This window comes from Paenibacillus sedimenti, from assembly GCF_014534655.1.
Classification (GTDB): domain Bacteria; phylum Bacillota; class Bacilli; order Paenibacillales; family NBRC-103111; genus Paenibacillus_E; species Paenibacillus_E sedimenti.
The window spans coordinates 228,213-248,942 of record NZ_JACVVD010000004.1; the positions used below are offsets into that span (position 1 = coordinate 228,213).

The window sequence follows — 20,730 nt, forward strand, 5'->3', positions numbered from 1 at the left end:
TAATAGAATGTTAAATATGTTTATCTTTCGACTTATGGAGCTGATCGAATGGCACAGAAAATACCCGTTACCCGCGATGGAAAAAAAGGATCCGATTCTTTACTTATCGACGCAGATAAAGTCGTAAAGATCGATAAGGTTGGTCATCGGGATTACCTGATCCATACGAAGGACAATCAGTATTATCTGGACTTTTCGCTGGGGAGTATCGAAGAATGGCTCTATGAAGACGGATTCCGTCTTGTGGACAGCAGCAATATTGTGAATATGAACCAAGTGAAGGCTTATGATTCACGCAAAGGCACTCTCTACCTGGGAGACCCTGACGCAAAGAGAACCAAAACCGCGTCTGCCGCTCATATTCATAAAGAACACATAACTAATCTCATATCGATGCTTCAAACTTCTACGTCGTGGGCGCCAAATGGTAACCGTCAGCAAATGGAGATTCAACCGCCTTCATTTGTGATGAATGAGGATAATCAGTTTTCCAGATCTTATGCCACCATCCGAGCGATGCACGCCAAACGGCAAGCGGAAGAGCAGCTCATTCATATGGCTTATCATGACTCGCTGACCAATTTGCCGAATCGGTTAAAATTTCAAGAAACGCTGCGAAACGCTATCACCGAGGCCGATGCAGCAGAATCCAAGCTAGCCGTTTTATTCGTCGACTTAGATCGATTCAAGATTATTAATGATACGCTCGGACATCAAGCGGGGGATTTATTGCAGCAGCACGTCGCCGCGAAGCTCTCCGAATTTGCAGGAGACTCTCACTTTGTTGCTAGATTCGGAGGCGATGAGTTCATCCTGCTTATGAAAGGTATCCAGAGTATAGAAGAAGTGCTGGCTTTTGCCAGTGGCATTCCGAATTGCATGAAAGAAGCCTTTTATTTTGAGCAGCAGGAACTGTATGTAACGGCAAGCATCGGAATCGCCTTGTATCCCCGGGATGGAGACAATGATCAGTCCCTGATTAAAAATGCCGATACGGCCATGTACAAGGCCAAAGAAAAGGGCGGCAATACCTTTGAGATGTATCATCCGGAAATGAACATGCGCTCACTCTATCGCCTCAATATGGAAATTGAGCTGCGTAAAGCTGTGGAACGCGAGCAATTCATGGTTTACTATCAACCTCTCGTCGAGCTCTCGACCGGGAAAATTTTTGGCATGGAATCTTTGGTTCGCTGGAAACACCCTGAATGGGGAATGGTATCGCCTGGGGAATTCATTCCTCTCGCCGAGGAAACGGGATTAATCCTTCAACTCGGGAACTGGGTCTTGCAGCAAGCTTGCAACCAGAATGCCAAATGGATCGCAATGGGGCTTCCTCCCTTATGCGTTTCCGTCAACATCTCGGTAAAGCAATTCATGCAGAGCGGTTTTGTTCAGTTGATTGAAGATACGCTGCGCCTTTCAGGTCTCCCTTCCAACTTGCTTTGCTTAGAAATTACAGAGAGCGTCGCGATGAACAACGTTTCGTATATTCAAGATATGCTTGATAAGCTAAGGCAGATCGGTGTACAAATCTCGATAGACGATTTCGGAACGGGCTATTCTTCTCTCAGTTATCTCAAGCGATTCCGCGTACATACGTTAAAGATTGATCAGTCATTCATCAGAGACGTAACGACAGACGAAGATAACGCAGCCATTGTAACGGCTCTCATCGCGATGTCACAGCAATTGAAAATCAAATCCTTGGCAGAAGGCGTTGAAACCCTGGAACAGCTTCAATTTCTGCGAGATCGCGGTTGCAATGAAATTCAAGGCTATATTTTTAGCACACCGCTGCCGGCCGATCAGTTTGAGACCATGATTGCAGAAAACAAAGTCTTATACCCCCATTGAGTGAAAAAGGAAAAAAAGTTCGAGATTTATGAAACTTTTGCTTCCTTTTTTTCGTTTATTTATAAGGGATTGCTATATTTATTTCAAAATAATTGTATGGAGAGTCCCGAAAAACATCGTTATGGAAGTGGGCTTTTTTAACCACCTCTAAGAAGGAATGGTTGTGAGAATGTATGGCTTTGCAGCAAACAGCTTCCCAGCTCCCTCCTCGTCAGACAAGTAAGACGAGACGCAAAAAGTCCTCTGGGCTGGGTTTTGCGATGATTACATTAATGAGTTTTACCGTGCTCTTATTGGCAGCTTTATGCTGGTTTTTTCTTACTTCATCGGGAACAAGTGTGAGACTCATGATGGCAGATACGCTCATCACGACGCAGCATCGCGATTGGGCCAAATATTTGATTGGCTCTGATGAATTGAAAAAGCGTGTGGAAGCGTATTGGAAGCAATTCGAAGAAATGGGTGAGGAAAAGGACAAAGGATTAGTCGATATCGAACACAAAACGACTGAGCCGGCAGCAATAAAAAAAGATCTCGTCACAATCGAACCGGTTTCGGGAAAAAACTTCAAAGGACATTTGGTTACGATCTCTGATCCGAAAAAGCTGAGGATAGCGGTACCTGAGAAAGCCGGGAAGGGCGAGAAGGTTTCTTCCATGGTAAAGCGTACGGGAGCGATCCTTGGCGTCAATGGCGGCGGATTTATCGACCCGAACTGGGAAGGCAACGGCTTCCAGCCAGAGGGCATCGTGATCTCCGGTGGCAAAATTTTCTATAACGACAAAGGTATGAATGGCTCCGTTCAAGTCGTTGGCATTGATAAAGAAGGCCGGATGATCGCCGGCAAATACAAAGTATCCGAACTTGCGGAAATGGGCGTTCAGGAAGCAGTCTCCTTCAGTCCGCGTTTTATTGTCAACGGTGTTGGACAAATCAAGAGCCAGGCGGACGGTTGGGGTATTGCCCCGCGCACAAGCATGGCACAGACGAAGGACGGCTCGATTCTGTTCTGTATCATCGACGGAAGACAAAAGCACAGTATTGGCGCAACGCTCTACGACGTGCAGCAAATTTTTCTCGAGCACGGCGCAGTAACAGCCGCCAATCTCGATGGCGGCGCTTCCTCAGTGCTTGTTCACAACAACGCCATCGTGAACAAACCGTCCAGCGAATACGGGGAACGCTACCTGCCTACTGCTTGGCTTGTTTTCGATCATCCGGAAACCGCTAAAATCAAAAACGTCTGGGAAGGCCTCGATATTCGCAAGATCGATCCGTCTAAGTGGTAAATGCAAAAACGCAAGAAGCTCTTAGAAATCCGAGCATCTTGCGTTTTTTGGGATCGATATAGGTATAGAATTATCGATTTCCGATGATGACCAAATCCTCAGCAGCCTCAGACGTTTCTTCAAGCTCTTGTGTAAGCTCATCGTCTTTTCTGGACTCTTTCCACGAACGAACATTTTCTACAACGCTAGAGGCAGTATCTTTCGCTTTACCAACCAATTCCGACGTGTGTGTACTCACTGATTTCGCAACTTCCTGTGTTTTTTGGCTAACTGTATTTGCGATCTGTACCGTCTTCTCGCTCACTGCTTGTGCTTGCTCCGCAATGTCGCTTCTTAGCTCACGACCTGATTTTGGTGCAAAAAGCAGTGCTGTGGCTGCTCCAAGTACCCCTCCAACGATAGCTCCAATGAGAAGATCTTTACCTTTTCTTTGATTGGACATTCGAATCCACTCCTTAAGAATAATTGGCCATACCTTTAGTCGTCTGATTTGGCATTCCTATGAGCCTGCCATCTGTGCCACAGCTCCATGCCGGTCGTCGCCCATTCGATGGCATCCTGCAATCGTTTCTGGTGGGTATGTATCACCTTTTCCGCACCATGAATCGATTGGTTCATCACGCTTGAGGCTTTGCGAAGCGCAGAAGCGACATCCCCTATAGCTGCTCCTGCCTGGTCGATCGAGTGAAAGCATGATTGCAGCGTCTGCACTTGCGTATGCACGTCATTGGTAAGCCTGCCGACTTGCATAATCAGTTGGTCGGACTGCTCTGCAGTATTTGCTACGCTATGTTTCATTTGATCAACCGCATCGCCAAGCTTGCTCAGCGTGCGCTTAGCCGCAATCAGCGTCCATACCGCGAAGCCGACGAGTATGATGAATGCGACAGCTGCGCTGAGAGCAATGATCTCCATCCATGTCATGACCGGCACCTCCTGAGAGCTTTCCGCAGGAAAGCTTGCATCGTAGGCATAAGCCGTCAACTAGACGAATGCCTATGAATTACTACAGTATAGGCAGCGGCGGCTCGTCCTGACACAAAAATGGTGAAAAATTATGGGGTACCTGTCATAATGGTGAGATGAAACTTATTTTGGACATGTGGAGGACTCTCATGAATCGCGAGCAAGGGCTTAAAGAAATCGAACGTACACGCATTGTAGCTATCGTGCGAGGGGTTAAAGAAGCCGATATCTCTTCCGTAGCTGACGCTTTGTACCGGGGTGGTGTTACGGTGATGGAAGTTACGCTGAATACGCCTGGCGCATTAGGGATGATCCGTGAGCTGCAGGGTAAGTTTGCTGATCGAATGTACATTGGAGCAGGTACTGTGCTAGACCTGGATGATGCGAATAATGCCGTTCAAGCCGGCGCATCCTTCCTGGTCACTCCGAATATGGATGAGGAAGTTATTCGCTGGGCGAAAAGCGAGGAAATTCCGATTTTCCCTGGAGCCATGACACCAACGGAGATCGTTAAAGCTTGGAAGGCCGGAGCAACTGCAGTAAAAGTATTTCCCAGTGCAAGTTTAGGCATAGCTTACATCAAGGAACTGATGGGTCCGCTGGATCACATTCCAATGATGGCTGTCGGAGGCGTTACCGAGGAGAACATTAAGCAATTTCTGAACATAGGCTGCTACGGCCTAGGGATCGGCGGCTCTTTAATTAATTTGAAAGAGATCGAGGCCGGCCAATTTGACTGGATCACTAATAAAGCGGCTCGTCTCCTGGCCGCATCCAGATAAAGAATAAGAAAGCCATCTCCCCCAATAAAAACGGAGGAAGATGGCTATTTATTTTGACTGATCCTATACACGCATTTGCTGCCGCCCTTCGCCAGACACTCCGTCCGCTCTACCTGAGCGTCGAGTAATTTTTGGAAAAGCGCAAGCTCGCACTTACAGGCCTGCTGAAACATATTCGCGACCTGAGTAATCGGACAGTTATGCTCGCTTAGGATAAACTCGCCTGATCCCAGCTGAGACCATTCTACCATATAGCCGTTCTCGTTCTGAATATGAGCAAGTTCAGCTACTCGCTCTTCCAAGCTTCCGGACTTCATTCGCGACTGATACCTGCGCTCCAGCTTCTCTTGTCTGCGCTCGAACAAACGATCGATTTTGGCATGTCCCTCATCTTCCAGCATTTCCCCTAACAAATCCATTGTCAGCTGCATATATTTCTTGGGAAATAATTCATCAGCCAGCTGCGTCAAAGAGTATACGCTTGTCGGTCTTCCCATTGCCTGTCTGACAAGCTTTGCTTCGAGCAGATTGTCTTTCTCCAGCGTATTGATATGGCGTCTTACGGCCATTTCCGTTATTCCGAGCTGCTTCGACATATCATGGACACTAAGAGGCCCCTGAGTTTTGAGCATGGAAAGGATGACTTTGCGCGTGGATGTCTCAAGTTCCTGATTCATAAGCTCACCTACCCTCGGAACTGCAATTTAGTCTCATTTTACAGCATCCGATAGAATAAGTAAATTATTAAACATCTATGTATGTTATTCCATTTCCTTCTTAATAAACGCTTTTACACTGGCAGCGAATTCTTCAAAAGCCGCAGGAAGTTTAGGGATTAACGGGTGGAAGAGCTCACGATCCCAATTCACGTATTCCTGTACTAGAGGCTTTCTCAGTTTGACAAGTTCCAGCAAAGTTGCGGTTAACGCCTCCGAATAAGCGCCTTCACCGTGCACGATTTCGACAATATCCTCATAGCTGCTCGCATCTCTAAGAATAAAGGCGTCAATTAACAAACTGCCGACATCCGTCACCGTTTCAATCGCTAAGTGAAGCACTCTTTCCTGAGCCATATGCAAGACGAGATCGCCTTCGCCAAGAGCCCATTGCTCTTCAAGCTTCTTGCATGTGGCCGCCAGAACTTCCAAAAATTGAATTCGCTGATCGATTTGCTCGTGATTGATAAAATACATGGGGCTATCTCCGTCCTCTTTTTCTCCATTTCGTCCAAATCATCATAGCAAAGAAAGTTACAATGACCAAAAAAATCAACAAAACCGCCTGCATCAAATACTCGTAACTCACGTTCATTCACCCTCTTGATCTACTTTCGTCATTCATACTCCTAATCAGTGTATCTCTCCGGCATGGGAGCGTCAAGCACGCCTCAGGCGCACTGCGACTCTATTGTTCTATCATTTTTTTCATGATAAAGTGGAAAAAGTGAAAAGGAGAATAGATTTCATGCAAATTCGACCCAAAATACCGGAAATCGACTTCGTAAGGGCCCTTGCTATCATAGCCGTTATTATCATACACGGAACTTCCGCTGCAACTTTACTGCCTGTGGGAACGGGTTCCCAAGCCTTATTTTTCGTCATCAATCGCGCTTGCTTATTTACAGTCCCTGTTTTCATATGGATCAGCGGCGTTGTCTTATTTTACAATTATTATGATCGCTGGGATCCCCGCACGTCTTTTATATTCTGGACAAAACGGTTGCGCCGCATCTTGGTTCCCTATGTCCTCTGGTCACTTTTTTATTATGAATATAACCAGTACATGTTCCATGGCAAAATCAATTTTGATACCTTCTATATGCTAAAATTGCTTCTTTCGGGCAATGCCAGCTATCATCTCTATTACATGGTCATTATCGTACAGTTCTATATCCTTTTCCCTATTGTAATGACTGTGATTCGTAAGTCCCGTCGGCTTTGCAATGGTTTAATTCCTATCGGACTCTTTATCCAAGCGGCCACGTACAGCATGAATCATTGGGTGCATCCCATTCCTGAATATGCTTCCTTCTTTGCCAGTTATTCGGCACTCTTTGCATTTGGTGCATACACGGGCATTCATTATACCAAAATTACCGCTTGGACGGGCAAGCATCGCAAATGGATTTGGACGGCGATGTGCCTGGGAGGACTCGCATTTATCGGGATGCTCCTGCTCAACCAGTTCGGACTAGCTTCATTCGAAAATATATGGTATGAGCTGACGCTTCTCGTGTACTGCATGACTGCCGCCCTTAGCCTCGTTCAGTGGGGGCAGCGGGAGAACACGAGCAACTCCCCTTTCAGCAAAAAGATAGCGGGTTTGGGCGCCGCGTCATTCGGCATCTATCTCGCGCACCCTGCGCTCTTAACGCTATGGGACCGATTGAAGCCGGCGCATGAGCGCGTCTTGCTTTTCGACCTGCACATCGTGTCGTCAATCCTGATCGGATTGCTCGGCTCGTGGCTGCTCGTGCTGCTCTATCGCAGCATAATGAAAAGTGGCAAAGTATCCGCCAAATAAGCGGTCCTTTGCCACTTTTCATTTGAGCCGGGCTAACAGCGCCCAGCGACGCTGCTGTCTGCGGCTGTACCGGGGTAAACCGCGGTAAATATCGAGCGCTTCACGGTAAGCTCGCTTAGCTTCTTCGCCGCGTCCCAGCTGCTGGTACAGCTGCCCGAGGCGGTAGTAGGCTTCCACTGACGAAGAGTGTACGTCGCGGAACCGTTCCATGTATGCGACGGCTCTCTCAGGCGCAACGGTCGCCAGGGCTTCACCAAGGCGCAGATAGGGCTCGCCATATTTGACGCGCGGATTCAGCTCCAGGGCTTTGAGCATTAAGCGTTCCCCTTGGTCCAGATCGCCGAGCTTCAAATGGCATAGTCCAAGCTCATAATGGACATCCGCTGAATCCTCCATCACATTAAGCGATTGCTCCAGATAAGGGAGTGCATCGCTGTATTTCTTCCGTTCTAATAAAATTCTCGCAAGCTCAAGCTTGGATGAGGTATTATGCGGGTTCGCATGCAAGTCTTGACGGAGCCTTGAAGCTTTGCGGCTCAATTGAAAAGGCTTGAATATATTTGGCGTTAAGCCTACAAATCTTCGATCCAGCACGTACAGAATGACAAGTAAAATAATAAGAGCAAGAAACGGGTTGCCTGTTAGATGCCACAGTAATCCGAATCCTAGCAGTTTGGTAAGCACGTTGAATCAGCTCCTTATGGAAAACTATTGATGTCAGCAAGTTGAGTAATCGAACCTCCCCTATACTACCATAATTTACATGCTTTGGTCATCAAAAACTCCCCAAATAAGCCGCTGATTAATTCCATGCGGCTCATTCGAGATTTTGAACTAGTGATGCTATAATGAAAAGAAAAGGGAGTTTTCACATGAGCGATCCGCGCAAAGACATTTGGCTAAAAAGAAAACAAATAGGCAGATCCAAATATTTGATCCGTTTCGGACTACTGCCTTGGGGCTTAGGGCTCACCGTTCTATTCGGCATTATCGAATTTCTAAACTTCTATGAAATGAACTTGATTTGGATCCCGATCCGATTGATTGTATTCGCATTCGTCGGCTTTTTCGTAGCCAATGCCCGTTGGCAGTCGATGGAGCGCCGCTATGAGCCTTCCCTGTATAAACGGCCCTAAAGGTCGTTTTTTTATTATATTCTAATGCAGAAAAGTTTGCTCCCTGTTATCTTCATTATGGAACAATGATGCTTTCCGAAGCAGTTGAAAGTGCTCATTGAGCTCTTTGCGAATCGTACCGAAGGTCAGTATGCCTTCCTTAAATTCCTCTCGTTTAGCCCAAATCGTTTCTCCCGCCTCATTTTGAAACATTTCCTCGGAAACATCTTTAAGCGCTTCATGCAAATTATTATCGTACCAGTCGATTTCTTCGGAAGCATCTTTTCGATATACATGTGTCATATCAAAATCATTATCGCGAGATCCAGTGAACTCCGCAAGAAATACGTCCTTGAAGCCTTCTACTTTCACTTCGATATCTGCACAATGAACATCATTTCGCTCTGTGAATCCTCTGATTTCCGCATGCTTAACTGCTGTCATATGGGTACCCTCCTCATTATCACATCAAAGTGGATAAAGGAAGTATCTCCATCACTGGAACCTTTTATCAGCGGCTCGGGGCAAACCAGATTTTGCGGAAATCGACCCAGCCCAGATCATTAATGCTCACGCCTTTAATCGAATCGTGATAGGTCGTATGAAGTGAACGGTGTAGAACGAACAGGAATGATTTATCCTCTTGCAACATATCAACCATCTCATTCAGCTTGCGGATGCGCTCCTCCTGATTCGGGTTGGCCAGAAGCAAATCGATTTCGCCGTCGATCCATTCGATTCGCACTTCGTTCAAATGCGCACGTACGTAGCTGTTGCTTTGCTTGAGCGTTTGTACAATATGAAGGTCATAATCGCTTTCCATTACGATGTGATATAAGATCAGATCCGCATTCGCGATCGTATCCAGCTTCATCATTTCAGACTTGCTATGCGGAATCAGTTGAATAGGAATGCCCACTTTCGCGCATTGATTGCAAATCCAAACGGCATCTTCATTCTGCTGGGTATAAATGAACATATTTAACTGCTCTCCGCCGTACCCCATCTCATCCAAAAGACGTTTGGCTTCTTCAAAATCGGTTTGATAGGGGGATTCCGCTCGTTCCAGTCTCGGTAAAAAGCTGCTGGCCGGCGCTTCCCTCAAACCTCCAAGCTCCTCTACCATTCGTTCTCTATCGATGACCAGATCGACCGCTTTGCGGAAAAGCCGCTGTTGCTGCGGTCCCTGCTTATTCATATTAAAGGTGAGCAAGCTGCAGCCGAGAACGGACTGTTTGATTTGGTGCCATTCGGAATCTTTACCTACGGCGCCCACAGGTATTTTGGAGTCTGTCGAATCGCAAAGCACCTGTACCATATCCCAGCTAGGACCAACCTCGGATAAATCCTGCGGAAGCAGCCAAATTTCCACTTGATCGAGATGCGGTCTTACCCCGAAATAACTGTCAAATGCGCGAAGCTTGCAAATATAATCATCATTTCGTTCCAAACGAAACGGTCCCGTCCCTATCGGCATGCGGGCAAACATCGCTTCATTATCGCGGCAAATCTCCTCCGGAACGATAGCCATCGAAGTGTGCGAAAGCTGCTGCAAGAACAGCACATTCGGCTGCTTTAGTTCAATCGCGATCGCATTGCGGTTAAGCACCGTCAGGGCTTCAATACCATCAGTAAGCCACCCTTGACTTGCCGACGCTCCAAGTTCTATTAGTCTGGAAAATGAATAGTGAACGTCGTATGCCGTCATCTCTCTGCCATGATGGAACAGCACGCCCTTTCGCAAATAAAACGTATAATGCAAGCTGTCTTCACTAATCTCCCAATAATGAGCCAGATGCGGTTCAATGACCATGTTCTGGGGATTATATCCAACCAGTGTATCAAAAATTTGATTAATGAGATGACAATCAAACGCAAAAAAAGCGTGCACCGGGTCCAGCGTCACAAGCCATTTATACACCGGAAACCGTAATGTATCCTTGTACCGCTCTTCATGCTCTACCGCACGATAACCGAAATAACTAAACAACCAATCAATAAAAGAGTCCTGCAGCGCCTCTCCTTTACCCAATTGATGAATCAGCTCGATCGTACCTAAGTAATCTCCGCGCCCTGCTAACTCCATTGCCTGCTTCGAAATCATTTCCTCTACAGAAATGTGAAAAGTCAGCTCCGACGCATTGCCTCTGCCCCTTCCGGGCTTCCAGCTAATCCATCCTTGCTCGGCCATTTTCTTCAGCAGCAGCTTGACATTGCGGGTTGTACAGTACAACCTTTCCGCCAATTCCTCTAACGTTACACGCTGCCCTTGATTCTCTACTCCGTGTTCAAAACCAGCGCGAAGCTCAATATAATAGGTCAAAAGCTGCATCGTTGCCTCCTTCCCACAAAAGGGGAAATTAATAAAGTAAATTATACTCTTTTTGTTCCCCTTATTCTAGATGTATGCTAAGAACAACAGGAAAAGAAAGGAAGGTGATCCGTATGCAACCTACAGATATTTATTTGTCCGAGAAGCTGATGCAATGGCACCAGCAGGAGTTGGAAAAAGAAGCACGCGAGCTGTGGAAATGGAAATCGTTCAAACAGCGCAAGGTTTTCGTCATGTTAACGAATTTACTCTTCTTCGTCTAATCCATCTTCTAAGGCCCAGGCATATCAGAATGAAGAGAACGGCAAGTGCAACACCAACGGCATCCACGGCAATATCAATTGCATGACCGGTTCTACCGGGCACAAAAGTTTGATGCCATTCATCTGTAACCGCGTAAAGCACCGATATCAATGAGGAGGTGAGCAGTGCCATGATGACATTTACCCGTTTCGACAGTAAGGCCAAGGACCAGAGCAGGGCAAGGATAGCGAACTCGCTAACATGCCCTGCTTTTCTTATGAAAAACTCGATTAACCCAATAGGATCCTGCCAGGAAACCAAATCATGATCGTAAGTAAACTCCCAGTGCGGGAGATTCTTTGCTATATCGTTCCTGCTCAGCCACGACGATAAAAGCGGTCGCAGACTCTGCTGTTGGTACGATTCCGCCGATTTGAAAAAAATAACCGCCATCCACATAAGGGCAGCGGCCAGAAATAAATAAAAGCGAATCGATGATGCTTTGCGCATAAGGGTATCTCCTCAAGTATTCAATTTCTTATGAATGCTCAACAACGCGAAAAATTCTAAAACCATCAAATTCACGCTAGACACTCCGTAAAAGGCCATGCCGAACATCATGCGGTATCCCTCTACACTGACAGATTTCCACCAAAAAACAGCCGCGACGGTCAATATAACATTTAAAGCCGTCGATATCCAAAACGAGAATGCCAGCCGATTCGTTGTCCGCATCAACCACACCCCCATAATAAATGGCAGTGCAAAAGCAACCCCCATGAAAATCCAATATAGTACATTGTTCGACACTTCCAGTCACTCCCAAAAAAATCTATAATATTCTATTAGGTTAGCATGAAAGTCTGGTTGAAACAATGTTTGCTAGCGTTTGCAACAGAATCGTCACCATAAACGGAATGGTTGAAAAACTGAAGAAATTTTCTGCGCGCAGGGCTTGCTCAAGCGACATTATTCGTGTATAATACGAAAAGTCGACGTTAATTCGCGGGGCCTTAGCTCAGCTGGGAGAGCGCATCGCTGGCAGCGATGAGGTCAGGGGTTCGATCCCCCTAGGCTCCATAAATAAAAACAACCGATCTTAATAGGGTCGGTTGTTTTTATTTATGGAGCTTAGGGGTTCTCCCGCGCGCAGGCAGCGGATTCGGTGCCGGATAGGCACCAAAGCGAAAGCAGGACGAATGCCTTGGATGCAGAGTAGTTTGCACTCTTCATTAAGAAATAACATTATGAGATGGGAAACCGAATGAACATCGTAACAAAATCATCTTGACGAATCAGAAGGAAATAATATACAATCATTTTGTACTGATCAGTATAGAAAGAGTGGGTGCAAGATGGTTCGACCAAAGGAATTCGATGAACGGATCGCACTAACTGCAGCAATGCAAGTTTTTTGGGAAAAAGGGTATGAAGCAACGTCCATCGGCGACCTTACGGAACGTATGAAGATTCAACGACCAAGTCTGTATGCAACATTCGGTGGGAAGAAAGAGCTGTTTGAAGCCGCGCTGAAAGCATATGTACAATTGAGCCTCACCTATGTCGAGAACAAGCTTCGAAGAGCGCCTTCAATGAAAGCGTCATTACTTGCGTACTTTCAAGGAATCATTGAAGGCTCAGGCGGCAGTAATCCGAATTTCGGTTGTCTGTGCGTGAATACGATGGTTGAATTGGCACCTCATGAACCCAGTTTCTCCCTCATAACCGGAGAGTTCCATGCTCGATTAACCGAATTGTTCCAGAGATCTATTGAAGACGGGATTCGGACCGGTGAATTATCGAATCAATTGAACCCATCTTCGATCGCACGCGTATTGACTTTAACCGCGATTGGATTATCCGTGACGATGAAGATGAAACCTGACCCAGCGCGGGTCAAACATGTCGCAGCGGAAATTCTTACTCTATTGGAGTAAGTTTTTTTAACTATTCTGTACTGAATGGTACAAAATGAAAATACGAATTAGGAGGCGTTAAAGGATGAACGAGAAAATCGCATTGATTACAGGTGCAAACAAAGGAATTGGTCTCGAGATCGCACGTCAGTTAGGGAAGCAAGGGATGATTGTGCTGGTTGGGGCTCGAAGTTTGGATAAGGCTGAACAGGCAGCTGCGGAGCTGCAAGCCGAACAATTCCGGGCTTACCCGATCAAGCTGGATGTCACGGATCAGCAGGATATCCGTACCGCGGCGGAGCGAATTAATACAAAGTATGGTAAATTGGATGTTCTCGTGAACAATGCGGGTATCTATGTGGATCATGAAGGGACAGACGTCGATATGATGCGGCGAAGCTTCGAAACAAACTTTTTCGGCGCTTACGCGTTGACCATCTCGCTGCTGCATTTGCTAAAATTGAGCCCCGCAGGGCGAATTGTGAATCAATCCAGCATTCTCGGCTCAGTTGGAACCATTCTCACGAACGAGATGTACGGGAGGGCTTCCGTGCCTGCCTATACAACCTCGAAAGCAGCGCTGAACGCCTGGACTGCTCAACTGTCCATTCAACTTCGCGATACCCCGATTAAAGTAAACGCCTGTCATCCGGGATGGGTTAAAACCGACATGGGAGGAAGCGGCGCCTTCATGGAAATTGAAGAAGGGGCGGAGACGGCGGTCTTCTTGGCCACGCTGCCTGGTGATGGACCTACAGGGGGCTTGTTTCATAAACAAGAAACCTTGCCTTGGTGAGCTGCATAAACACCGATGAGCCGTTCATGTCTGGAACTAACATGAGGAATCTAGTGGTAGATTCGTATTATTGTTTTTTGAACCGGATGAGACCGTCACTATTATTTGAATTCTTTGTAGCAGAAGACATTGGACCAGTCTGCAATGAGCTTAATTGGTTGTGAAACCGACTCACGCGGGAGAGCGCATCGCTGGCAGCGATGAGGTCAGGGGTTCAGTCCGCGCGGACGGAGTGGATGTAGAGACTTCCTTGATTCGGCTTCACGGAGGAGCACGGCGTCTGAATCTACCGCTAAAAGTCCTCTTCGAATCCGCTTCGTCAGCCATTTAATCAGGATTCGGACATCCCCCGTTTGGGTGCCATGTTAATGGCATCCCCCTAGGCTCCATAACAAAAAGAAGCACTGTAACCTCTGGTTACGGTGCTTCTTTTTGTTATGGCATAGGGCAGGAGCGAACCCCGGGGGTTCAGTCTGCGCGGACGTAGCAAAGAATTGGGGTCCTCACAAAGTAACAGGAAAAAGATCGAAGCATCATGTAGGGTAAGAAAACGGCGTCTGAATCCACCGCTAAAAGTCCTCTTCGAATCCGCTTCGTCAGCCATAAAATCAAGATTCGAGCTGGTGCCGAAAAAGTGACAATAAAAGAGAGGGGGAACTTTCCAAAACTTGAGAAGTTTAGTTCAATGTGAATAATAAATTAACTTCTGTGCGATCATATACCGTGGAATAAGGAGGTGATTGTGCATGAATCAGCAAGCCCTAGCTTTACATGAAACATTAGAGTTACACGAACTGTTAACATCTAAAACCGTTTGTTTAACCGAAGCAAAAGCTCGACTTCAATTAGTTCAAGACCAAGAGTTAAAAACTTTGATTCAACAAGATATCCAGCAAACAAGTCAATCCATTCAACAATTTACAAACATTCTCTCCACTGCAGCAAATCAACTACAATGAATGAGGTGCTAAAATGACCACCGCAGTACAAGCCACATTAACCGATCAAACAATCGCTACTGATATGCTCTTAACATCAAAATGCTCTGTAAAGGGTTTAGCCGCTGCGATCACAGAAGCAGCAACACCACAAGTTCGTACTTTATTGAAGCAAGATCTTGACACTGCAATTGCTTTTCAAGAAAAACTATCTGCTTATATGCAATCAAAGGGTTGGTATAATGCCTTTAATGTAAAGCAGCAACTACAAACGGACTTACAAAATGCTAAAACAGTGTTAAGTTTATAGTGTGGGCTGGGTGGGCAGAGTATATTTGGGATCTGTTCACCCAGTTCTATTTTAAACTTTCGATAGAAAGCCAAAGATCTCAATATTCCCTCGTTTGCCGTGGTTTCTTTATTTTAAAAACACTTCTTTATGGAAATACTTAACCATGAAGGAGGTTTTTCAAATGAATGAACCTAACAATCCAGCAAAAGGAATAATTAACGGATTACTCCTCTCGCTCCCTTTATGGGGAATTATTCTGTCAGTATTGTCTCTTGTGATTCATCAATAAAGACCACTAGTCCCCGCTGGTGGTTTTTTCTTCAAATTTGCAGCTCTATTGAATTTCTTCGAATTGGGTATGCTAATAAAAAAAAAGGAAAAATTATGATCGGACTTATAATTGCAATAGTTGTATTTAATTTCATTGCCTTTAAAACCAATAAGAGGCTGTCGGCAAACCAAATTGTTCATATTTGGACATTTACAACGGCGTTTCAAGATACCTTTGATCTTATTGTTGATTATATATTGCATGCTTATTGGTATTTTACAGAAGATATTGACTGGCTAGCCCTGCCAGCCCATATAGCATTGGTTCCTCCCGTTAACATGATGTTCTTAAATTGGTTTCCTTTTAAAAGTCCATTGAGAAAACAATTATTTTACTTGATCTGTTGGGATATTGGAACAGTAATTTATGAGATCATTACATTGCTTCCTGAACCTTGGGGATTCTTTCACTACGGTTGGTGGAGATCATGGCATTCTTTAGTTATTAATCCCATCCTGATGTTAATCTTGTTAGGTTATTATAAATGGATCTGTAGGCTAGAAAAAAAACTTATTATTGGGCAATGAAAAAGTAACACGAGGGTGCTTGCTGGAGCGAACCCTGAGGTTCAGTCCAATGCAGTGTCATTCTTTTCTTGACTTGTTATAAAAAATGGCATACCATGGATACAAATGAAAGTAAGTACTTGCATTCAAAATCCTTTCCGGCCGTTTCAATAGAGAAGCGTCAGAACACTTACTAGGGCATTAACTCCCTTGTTTTTTTACAAGTCACTTGAAAGCAAGTACATGCTTACACGAATTGATCGTGGATAGACGAAAGGGGATATGGAAAATGGAAACAAACTCGCACCAGCAAACCGGAGAGAAACTGATTCGTATTCTGATGTTCACACTTACCCTGTCATCGATGAGCGCATTGATGTTTAACATCGTACTCCCTCAAATTAGTAAAGAGTTCGATCTAAGTATCGCTCATGTAAGCTGGATTTCTTCAGCTTATACTTTGATTTACGCTATTGGCACGGTTACTTACGGAAAGTTGGCTGACAGATATAAGCTCAAAAATTTATTGACGGTCGGATTACTTTTGTTTACAATCGGTTCATTGATCGGCCTGGCCTCCCAGACATTCTGGATGGCACTTGCCGGGAGGTGCATACAGTCAGCAGGAGCAGCCGCAATCCCTGCAACAGCTATGCTCATTCCCATACGCTATTTTTCTCCGGATCGAAGAGGATCCGCTTTAGGTATGACCGCCGTAGGTTTGGCACTTGGCAGTGCTCTTGGTCCGATTATTTCTGCATTAATCGTCAGCTTTGCTCATTGGCGATGGTTATTCTGTGTACCTCTCTTTATCTTAATCACGCTTCCCTATTACCGAAAATATTTGGGAGATGAGCAAGGCGAGGTAAGAAAATTTGATTGGCTAGGCGGAGGTTTACTAGCGGTCGCAGTGGCACTGCTCCTTCTTGGTGTTACGAATGGGGCCTGGTGGTTTATAATTGCCGGTTTGTTCACAGGTGTTTTGTTTATAACAAGAATTCGATCCGCTGCCGAACCGTTTGTTCAGCCTAAGATATTTAATCATACACCGTATTCGTTAGGTATAACGATTGCTGTTCTCTTAAGCGGGATTGGTGCTTCTCTTTATTTTCTAAGTCCTCTGCTTTTATCTCGTGTTTATCAGCTGCCGCCGTATTGGATTGGCTTCGCCATGGTTCCAGCCGCCATAGTCTCGGCCATTCTGGGGCGTAAGGGCGGAAAGCTGGCAGACCTGAAAGGAAACTCGTTCTTATTCTTTGTAGCATCCGGATCGTTAATAACCTGCTTTGTTTTACTTTCATCCTTCACCGGGGTCTCATCTGTAATGATTGCTGTCTTTCTGATATTCGGCAACGTGGGGCAATCCTTTATGCTCATCGCCTTGTCAAATTCCATCTCAAGGACCTTGCCAAAGGAACAGATCGGAGTGGGCATGGGAATATTTTCGATGTTGAATTTCATTACACAAGGAATGGCTACAGGTGTTTATAGTAAAATGGTTGACCTTCATTCCCCATTTCCTTGGAACCCGATAAATATCTACCCCAATAGTTCTGTTTTTAGCAACATCTATCTCGTTCTTGCTGCTTTGCATGTAGCCATTTTATTGTTCTACTATATTCAGTTTGGAACAAGAAAAATAAGCGTTCAAGCAAAAGGCTGAATCGTATAACCTCAACATGTTTCTAACCTGAAAGAAATATACCAAAAACCACGCCAACAACGGCGTGGTTTTGTTCAATTTTGAACGTTTAGGGAGCGAACTATTGGTCGAGCTCAGTGATCAGCATTCAAGCATCTCCCTGTTTCATTCGGTCAATAGCAGTAATTATTTCTTTTCTCGTTGTTGCTTCAATTGCAAAAATATTCGGTAGGGCCGGAACATCGAATTGCATATGGGAATGAAAAAAATCAAATATTAGCGTTCCAAGCGAACGATTCTTTTGATCTTCGACGACGATCCAAAACACCCTGGACCTATGATCTTCGGATCCCCATTTTTCCATGGAATTTCGAAAATTCAATAATTTTCCGATAATAAAATCAGATTCTTTTATATCTCCCCCTGTTGTAAAACCGGCTGCCTCAAGTGCATCGACGATCTGAGGTATAAATTTATCCAAGTAAAGGCCATAAGTTGAATCCTCTAATTCCGGAAAAACTTTGGTTAGCTCTTCCATATTTTCATTCAGTACTTTTTTCCATTGCGATGATACATAGTTCTGGGTGACTTCCCCAATTTTCTCCACAGACATGCCCGGTTTAAAATTTAATAATAATTGTTCCATGCATACATGCCTCCTATTCACTTTCGAATAATTATTCTTACTACAATATCATCTTACAACATTAAAGCAAATTCTAAAGTTTTTATTGTAATAGTCTTTAATCTACAGTTTTTCATTGAAAAAACTTTATAAATAAGCTTTAATCTTAATAGCATGACTAAAAGAGGTGCATTCAACCCGTGAAAATGAGACCCATAGATATCGCAAAAAAACTAAACATAAGTACAAGTGCCTTAAGAAATTATGAAGCGCAGGGAATGGTTCCCCCTACCAAACGATCATCGACCGGCTATCGAATATATACGGAAGAACATATTGCGTATTTTGAATGTATTATTGCCATGTCACCGTGGTTCGGGATGGAATTAACTTCAGAAGTTCTTCGAAAAATTCAGTTAAAAGATGTCGATTCTGCACTCTGGATGGTTAATGAAATGCAAGCAAACCTTCATCGTGATAAAACCTTGGCAGAGAAAACAATTCAACTCTTCGAGACACAAGAACTTGACCCCCTTGTATCGAACCGACAAAAAGAATGGATGACAATCGGGGAGGTCTCTGCGGCAACCGCGATCCCAAGTTCAGCTATCCGGCACTGGGAAAAGGTGGGACTTATTACTTCTTCCCGCAATCATGAAAATGGTTACCGGATGTTTAACCGTCCTCAATTACGCAAAATTTTACTGATTCGCACTTTACGAACAACCGTTTACTCCAATGATTCGGTTACGCTTAAGCAAGCTATCCAGAAGTTAGACCATAACGATGTTGAACAAGCAAGAAATATCGCCATTGATTCACTTGATTACTTGAATAAAATCAATCGGTCACAACTACGCGGCATATACAAGTTGTATCGCTTGTGTCAAATGTTGAATTTATTTGAATGAATAATCTCATGCGAGCAGCAAATAATATTTGTCGTTGTATTTATAAATCAAGGAGGAGATATACGATGAAACACATCGTAAGAGATCATGTGGCAAGCGAAGCCGGGATAACAGAAATTCAGGCCGAGAAAGCAGTTGAAGCCGTAGTTGATTATTTCAAGACAAGACTGCCAGTGGAAGTTAACAACGAAATACAAGGTGCCTTAAATGGTATAGATCGTAATGATAATGACTAACTCCCGTTAAAGGGGGTTTTTCTTTTTTATAGCTGGACCTGGAATTAAGTCATAACCTTACCGGAACCGAATATAATGTAAGGCTTGTATCCCCATTTGAGAGGTGTTGCCGAATGTTCCGAATATACGTTATTGATAGTGATGAAAGAACGATTGAACTATCTTTCAAAGATTCGAATGAATTATATAGGTTTGCAGATGTATTTATTGATCATGGCTATAAAGTACTCATAGAAAAAGATAATCAGCACGAAGCGATTCAGGTAGACAAAAATACATCAGATGGTGTACTTCTTGACGATTAGATTTTGCTTTTTCTAAAATAATAAAAGTCCCTGTCTCATTGCTTTTCAGCAAGAAACAGGGACTTTTTCTGTGCAATTTCATAAAGTTTGCGAGATATTAATTTTTGAAGCTTCACCTTTACCGCGGCTCATCAGCCATAGGGTGAACCATATGAGGAGAAATCCGATCAATTGTCCCATTGTTAACCGCTGATCGAATACAACCCAGTTAATCAGCACGCCGACAGCGGGAAAAGCAAGTTCTGCCAAGGTTGCGTAAAAGGCCTTCGTCGATGACAAACCTTTGTAATAGAGCAGCATGCTCAATAATCCCGGGAAAAACGCTTGAAACAACAGATTCACTAATAGAAGCGCAAGCCCGGCAGTTGTGCTATTTACCTGCCAAGCGTCACCGCCTGCCAGAAGCACGGCTGCTAACAGAGGAATTGCCAGCAAAAATCGCAACGAAGTAACGACTGGAAAATCCAAATTTTTTTGAAGCAGGAATTTTCCCATTACTGTGGAACCGCCCCACAAGACTGCTGCAAGGATGGAGAACAAACAGCTTAGTGTACCCAAATCCTTGAAGCCAAGCGCAGGTGCGGCAAAGCCGAATGTCAACAGATAGGTACCTAACAGAGCGGCAATAATGTAGACAATAAACTTGGAAGGCAGGGCCTCTTTAAGCATGAATCTGGCTAAGATAATTGCAAATAGGGGCTGCAGTTTTTGAAGCAGCAGGATTGCATTCGCGTTGCCGTGGGCAAAAGCGGAAGTAAATAAGATGGTTGCTATCGCAGAGCCTCCCCAAGAGATGAAGAGCAGTGCCCCGATGACGGTGAGTGATAGCTTGCCGACCAAGGTTCGGCGGAATTTAATTAATACCGGCAGCGCGTAACCTGCTAGTAGTAGATGCTCCAGAAAGACGATCTGAGCAGATGTGAAGCTTTTAAGTAACAGGATTCGGAATAAAGGATCCAGTCCCCATAATGTAGCTCCGAGCGCGACATACCAGATACCGTTGATTCCCGCGATGCGTGATGACTTCCAATTCAAACTCTTACTTCTAAAATCTACTGCATTATCCAATTCAAAAACCTCCTATGCGTTTTGCTTCAAGCAAAACAAAGTTTTGAATTGAACCTT

General features: G+C 44.7%; 27 protein-coding genes and 1 tRNA gene. 17 read left to right on the forward strand and 11 right to left on the reverse strand.

What is annotated here, in order from left to right; all coding sequences use genetic code 11:
- Positions 1-48: 48 nt before the first annotated feature.
- Together ICC18_RS13705 and ICC18_RS13710 are read left to right on the forward strand one after the other, a co-directional pair.
- Positions 49-1,857, forward strand: coding sequence for an EAL domain-containing protein (locus tag ICC18_RS13705; protein ID WP_188174987.1), 1,809 nt, complete (start codon positions 49-51; stop codon positions 1,855-1,857).
- Between the two features lie 173 nt (positions 1,858-2,030).
- A complete protein-coding gene (locus tag ICC18_RS13710; RefSeq protein WP_376745637.1) occupies positions 2,031-3,146 on the forward strand; it encodes a phosphodiester glycosidase family protein in 1,116 nt (371 codons plus the stop codon).
- A 70-nt stretch (positions 3,147-3,216) separates the two neighbouring features.
- On the opposite strand, the gene ICC18_RS13715 is transcribed toward ICC18_RS13710, so the two are convergent.
- Both ICC18_RS13715 and ICC18_RS13720 read right to left on the reverse strand, forming a co-directional pair.
- Positions 3,217-3,588: a YtxH domain-containing protein gene (locus ICC18_RS13715; RefSeq protein ID WP_188174989.1), complete on the reverse strand. Its 372-nt coding sequence runs from the start codon at positions 3,586-3,588 to the stop codon at positions 3,217-3,219.
- A gap of 35 nt (positions 3,589-3,623) precedes the next feature.
- Positions 3,624-4,070 carry a DUF948 domain-containing protein gene (locus ICC18_RS13720; RefSeq protein WP_188174990.1) on the reverse strand — a complete coding sequence of 149 codons (447 nt, stop codon included), beginning with the start codon at positions 4,068-4,070 and terminating at the stop codon, positions 3,624-3,626.
- Positions 4,071-4,261: 191 nt separating this feature from the next.
- Between ICC18_RS13720 and ICC18_RS13725 the strand changes: the two genes are divergently transcribed.
- Positions 4,262-4,894, forward strand: coding sequence for a bifunctional 4-hydroxy-2-oxoglutarate aldolase/2-dehydro-3-deoxy-phosphogluconate aldolase (locus tag ICC18_RS13725; protein WP_188174991.1), 633 nt, complete (start codon positions 4,262-4,264; stop codon positions 4,892-4,894).
- 44 nt (positions 4,895-4,938) lie between these two features.
- Here ICC18_RS13725 and ICC18_RS13730 read toward each other — a convergent pair whose 3' ends face one another.
- Together ICC18_RS13730 and ICC18_RS13735 are read right to left on the reverse strand one after the other, a co-directional pair.
- Entirely contained in the window at positions 4,939-5,571 is a 633-nt protein-coding gene (locus ICC18_RS13730; protein ID WP_188174992.1) for a helix-turn-helix transcriptional regulator, read from the reverse strand.
- An 84-nt stretch (positions 5,572-5,655) separates the two neighbouring features.
- Complete coding sequence (locus ICC18_RS13735) at positions 5,656-6,087, reverse strand: DUF86 domain-containing protein (protein ID WP_188174993.1); 432 nt, start codon at positions 6,085-6,087, stop codon at positions 5,656-5,658.
- A gap of 271 nt (positions 6,088-6,358) precedes the next feature.
- Here ICC18_RS13735 and ICC18_RS13740 point away from each other — a divergent pair, with 271 nt between their 5' ends.
- Complete coding sequence (locus ICC18_RS13740) at positions 6,359-7,417, forward strand: acyltransferase (RefSeq protein ID WP_188174994.1); 1,059 nt, start codon at positions 6,359-6,361, stop codon at positions 7,415-7,417.
- Positions 7,418-7,435: 18 nt separating this feature from the next.
- Here ICC18_RS13740 and ICC18_RS13745 read toward each other — a convergent pair whose 3' ends face one another.
- Positions 7,436-8,101 carry a tetratricopeptide repeat protein gene (locus ICC18_RS13745; RefSeq protein WP_188174995.1) on the reverse strand — a complete coding sequence of 222 codons (666 nt, stop codon included), beginning with the start codon at positions 8,099-8,101 and terminating at the stop codon, positions 7,436-7,438.
- Positions 8,102-8,289: 188 nt separating this feature from the next.
- On the opposite strand from ICC18_RS13745, the gene ICC18_RS13750 reads away from it, so the two are divergent.
- The gene (locus tag ICC18_RS13750) at positions 8,290-8,553 is read left to right on the forward strand and encodes a hypothetical protein (RefSeq protein WP_223192557.1); all 264 of its coding nucleotides are present in this window, start codon (positions 8,290-8,292) and stop codon (positions 8,551-8,553) included.
- Between the two features lie 21 nt (positions 8,554-8,574).
- On the opposite strand, the gene ICC18_RS13755 is transcribed toward ICC18_RS13750, so the two are convergent.
- Together ICC18_RS13755 and ICC18_RS13760 are read right to left on the reverse strand one after the other, a co-directional pair.
- Positions 8,575-8,976 carry a hypothetical protein gene (locus ICC18_RS13755; protein WP_188174996.1) on the reverse strand — a complete coding sequence of 134 codons (402 nt, stop codon included), beginning with the start codon at positions 8,974-8,976 and terminating at the stop codon, positions 8,575-8,577.
- A gap of 67 nt (positions 8,977-9,043) precedes the next feature.
- Positions 9,044-10,864 carry an ABC transporter substrate-binding protein gene (locus tag ICC18_RS13760; protein WP_188174997.1) on the reverse strand — a complete coding sequence of 607 codons (1,821 nt, stop codon included), beginning with the start codon at positions 10,862-10,864 and terminating at the stop codon, positions 9,044-9,046.
- A gap of 113 nt (positions 10,865-10,977) precedes the next feature.
- Between ICC18_RS13760 and ICC18_RS13765 the strand changes: the two genes are divergently transcribed.
- On the forward strand, positions 10,978-11,127 hold the full coding sequence (locus ICC18_RS13765) for a hypothetical protein (RefSeq protein WP_188174998.1): 150 nt from the start codon (positions 10,978-10,980) through the stop codon (positions 11,125-11,127).
- Here the strand turns inward: ICC18_RS13765 and ICC18_RS13770 are convergent.
- Positions 11,096-11,617: a VanZ family protein gene (locus ICC18_RS13770; protein ID WP_188174999.1), complete on the reverse strand. Its 522-nt coding sequence runs from the start codon at positions 11,615-11,617 to the stop codon at positions 11,096-11,098. The genes ICC18_RS13765 and ICC18_RS13770 overlap by 32 nt on opposite strands.
- 12 nt (positions 11,618-11,629) lie before the next feature.
- On the reverse strand, positions 11,630-11,917 hold the full coding sequence (locus tag ICC18_RS13775) for a hypothetical protein (protein WP_188175000.1): 288 nt from the start codon (positions 11,915-11,917) through the stop codon (positions 11,630-11,632).
- A 197-nt stretch (positions 11,918-12,114) separates the two neighbouring features.
- Here ICC18_RS13775 and ICC18_RS13780 point away from each other — a divergent pair.
- The 8 genes from ICC18_RS13780 (at position 12,115) to ICC18_RS13815 (ending at position 17,549) form a co-directional block, all read left to right on the forward strand.
- A tRNA-Ala gene (locus ICC18_RS13780) sits at positions 12,115-12,187 on the forward strand.
- 275 nt (positions 12,188-12,462) lie between these two features.
- Positions 12,463-13,044: a TetR/AcrR family transcriptional regulator gene (locus ICC18_RS13785; RefSeq protein WP_188175001.1), complete on the forward strand. Its 582-nt coding sequence runs from the start codon at positions 12,463-12,465 to the stop codon at positions 13,042-13,044.
- A gap of 64 nt (positions 13,045-13,108) precedes the next feature.
- On the forward strand, positions 13,109-13,819 hold the full coding sequence (locus ICC18_RS13790; protein WP_188175002.1) for an SDR family oxidoreductase: 711 nt from the start codon (positions 13,109-13,111) through the stop codon (positions 13,817-13,819).
- Between the two features lie 160 nt (positions 13,820-13,979).
- Positions 13,980-14,150, forward strand: a complete 171-nt coding sequence (locus ICC18_RS13795) for a hypothetical protein (protein ID WP_188175003.1) — start codon at positions 13,980-13,982, stop codon at positions 14,148-14,150.
- 415 nt (positions 14,151-14,565) lie between these two features.
- On the forward strand, positions 14,566-14,778 hold the full coding sequence (locus tag ICC18_RS13800) for a hypothetical protein (RefSeq protein WP_188175004.1): 213 nt from the start codon (positions 14,566-14,568) through the stop codon (positions 14,776-14,778).
- A 13-nt stretch (positions 14,779-14,791) separates the two neighbouring features.
- A complete protein-coding gene (locus ICC18_RS13805; RefSeq protein ID WP_188175005.1) occupies positions 14,792-15,067 on the forward strand; it encodes a spore coat protein in 276 nt (91 codons plus the stop codon).
- A 366-nt stretch (positions 15,068-15,433) separates the two neighbouring features.
- The gene (locus ICC18_RS13810; protein ID WP_188175006.1) at positions 15,434-15,907 is read left to right on the forward strand and encodes a hypothetical protein; all 474 of its coding nucleotides are present in this window, start codon (positions 15,434-15,436) and stop codon (positions 15,905-15,907) included.
- A 268-nt stretch (positions 15,908-16,175) separates the two neighbouring features.
- On the forward strand, positions 16,176-17,549 hold the full coding sequence (locus ICC18_RS13815) for an MFS transporter (protein ID WP_188175007.1): 1,374 nt from the start codon (positions 16,176-16,178) through the stop codon (positions 17,547-17,549).
- Positions 17,550-17,676: 127 nt separating this feature from the next.
- On the opposite strand, the gene ICC18_RS13820 is transcribed toward ICC18_RS13815, so the two are convergent.
- A complete protein-coding gene (locus tag ICC18_RS13820; protein ID WP_188175008.1) occupies positions 17,677-18,174 on the reverse strand; it encodes a DUF6022 family protein in 498 nt (165 codons plus the stop codon).
- A 185-nt stretch (positions 18,175-18,359) separates the two neighbouring features.
- Here ICC18_RS13820 and ICC18_RS13825 point away from each other — a divergent pair, with 185 nt between their 5' ends.
- The 3 genes from ICC18_RS13825 (at position 18,360) to ICC18_RS13835 (ending at position 19,605) form a co-directional block, all read left to right on the forward strand.
- Complete coding sequence (locus tag ICC18_RS13825; protein WP_188175322.1) at positions 18,360-19,064, forward strand: MerR family DNA-binding transcriptional regulator; 705 nt, start codon at positions 18,360-18,362, stop codon at positions 19,062-19,064.
- A gap of 65 nt (positions 19,065-19,129) precedes the next feature.
- Entirely contained in the window at positions 19,130-19,300 is a 171-nt protein-coding gene (locus ICC18_RS13830) for a hypothetical protein (protein WP_188175009.1), read from the forward strand.
- A 113-nt stretch (positions 19,301-19,413) separates the two neighbouring features.
- Positions 19,414-19,605: a hypothetical protein gene (locus ICC18_RS13835; protein WP_188175010.1), complete on the forward strand. Its 192-nt coding sequence runs from the start codon at positions 19,414-19,416 to the stop codon at positions 19,603-19,605.
- A 78-nt stretch (positions 19,606-19,683) separates the two neighbouring features.
- On the opposite strand, the gene ICC18_RS13840 is transcribed toward ICC18_RS13835, so the two are convergent.
- Positions 19,684-20,673: a DMT family transporter gene (locus ICC18_RS13840; RefSeq protein ID WP_376745638.1), complete on the reverse strand. Its 990-nt coding sequence runs from the start codon at positions 20,671-20,673 to the stop codon at positions 19,684-19,686.
- Positions 20,674-20,730: the final 57 nt, after the last annotated feature.

Coding starts and splice junctions, on each gene's coding strand:
- ICC18_RS13705 (WP_188174987.1), top strand. CDS start 49: ATGGCACAGAAAATACCCGTTACCCGCGATGGAAAAAAAGGATCCGAT.
- ICC18_RS13710 (WP_376745637.1), top strand. CDS start 2,031: ATGGCTTTGCAGCAAACAGCTTCCCAGCTCCCTCCTCGTCAGACAAGT.
- ICC18_RS13715 (WP_188174989.1), bottom strand. CDS start 3,588: ATGTCCAATCAAAGAAAAGGTAAAGATCTTCTCATTGGAGCTATCGTT.
- ICC18_RS13720 (WP_188174990.1), bottom strand. CDS start 4,070: ATGACATGGATGGAGATCATTGCTCTCAGCGCAGCTGTCGCATTCATC.
- ICC18_RS13725 (WP_188174991.1), top strand. CDS start 4,262: ATGAATCGCGAGCAAGGGCTTAAAGAAATCGAACGTACACGCATTGTA.
- ICC18_RS13730 (WP_188174992.1), bottom strand. CDS start 5,571: ATGAATCAGGAACTTGAGACATCCACGCGCAAAGTCATCCTTTCCATG.
- ICC18_RS13735 (WP_188174993.1), bottom strand. CDS start 6,087: ATGTATTTTATCAATCACGAGCAAATCGATCAGCGAATTCAATTTTTG.
- ICC18_RS13740 (WP_188174994.1), top strand. CDS start 6,359: ATGCAAATTCGACCCAAAATACCGGAAATCGACTTCGTAAGGGCCCTT.
- ICC18_RS13750 (WP_223192557.1), top strand. CDS start 8,290: ATGAGCGATCCGCGCAAAGACATTTGGCTAAAAAGAAAACAAATAGGC.
- ICC18_RS13755 (WP_188174996.1), bottom strand. CDS start 8,976: ATGACAGCAGTTAAGCATGCGGAAATCAGAGGATTCACAGAGCGAAAT.
- ICC18_RS13760 (WP_188174997.1), bottom strand. CDS start 10,864: ATGCAGCTTTTGACCTATTATATTGAGCTTCGCGCTGGTTTTGAACAC.
- ICC18_RS13765 (WP_188174998.1), top strand. CDS start 10,978: ATGCAACCTACAGATATTTATTTGTCCGAGAAGCTGATGCAATGGCAC.
- ICC18_RS13770 (WP_188174999.1), bottom strand. CDS start 11,617: ATGCGCAAAGCATCATCGATTCGCTTTTATTTATTTCTGGCCGCTGCC.
- ICC18_RS13785 (WP_188175001.1), top strand. CDS start 12,463: ATGGTTCGACCAAAGGAATTCGATGAACGGATCGCACTAACTGCAGCA.
- ICC18_RS13790 (WP_188175002.1), top strand. CDS start 13,109: ATGAACGAGAAAATCGCATTGATTACAGGTGCAAACAAAGGAATTGGT.
- ICC18_RS13800 (WP_188175004.1), top strand. CDS start 14,566: ATGAATCAGCAAGCCCTAGCTTTACATGAAACATTAGAGTTACACGAA.
- ICC18_RS13805 (WP_188175005.1), top strand. CDS start 14,792: ATGACCACCGCAGTACAAGCCACATTAACCGATCAAACAATCGCTACT.
- ICC18_RS13810 (WP_188175006.1), top strand. CDS start 15,434: ATGATCGGACTTATAATTGCAATAGTTGTATTTAATTTCATTGCCTTT.
- ICC18_RS13815 (WP_188175007.1), top strand. CDS start 16,176: ATGGAAACAAACTCGCACCAGCAAACCGGAGAGAAACTGATTCGTATT.
- ICC18_RS13820 (WP_188175008.1), bottom strand. CDS start 18,174: ATGGAACAATTATTATTAAATTTTAAACCGGGCATGTCTGTGGAGAAA.
- ICC18_RS13825 (WP_188175322.1), top strand. CDS start 18,360: ATGAGACCCATAGATATCGCAAAAAAACTAAACATAAGTACAAGTGCC.
- ICC18_RS13830 (WP_188175009.1), top strand. CDS start 19,130: ATGAAACACATCGTAAGAGATCATGTGGCAAGCGAAGCCGGGATAACA.
- ICC18_RS13835 (WP_188175010.1), top strand. CDS start 19,414: ATGTTCCGAATATACGTTATTGATAGTGATGAAAGAACGATTGAACTA.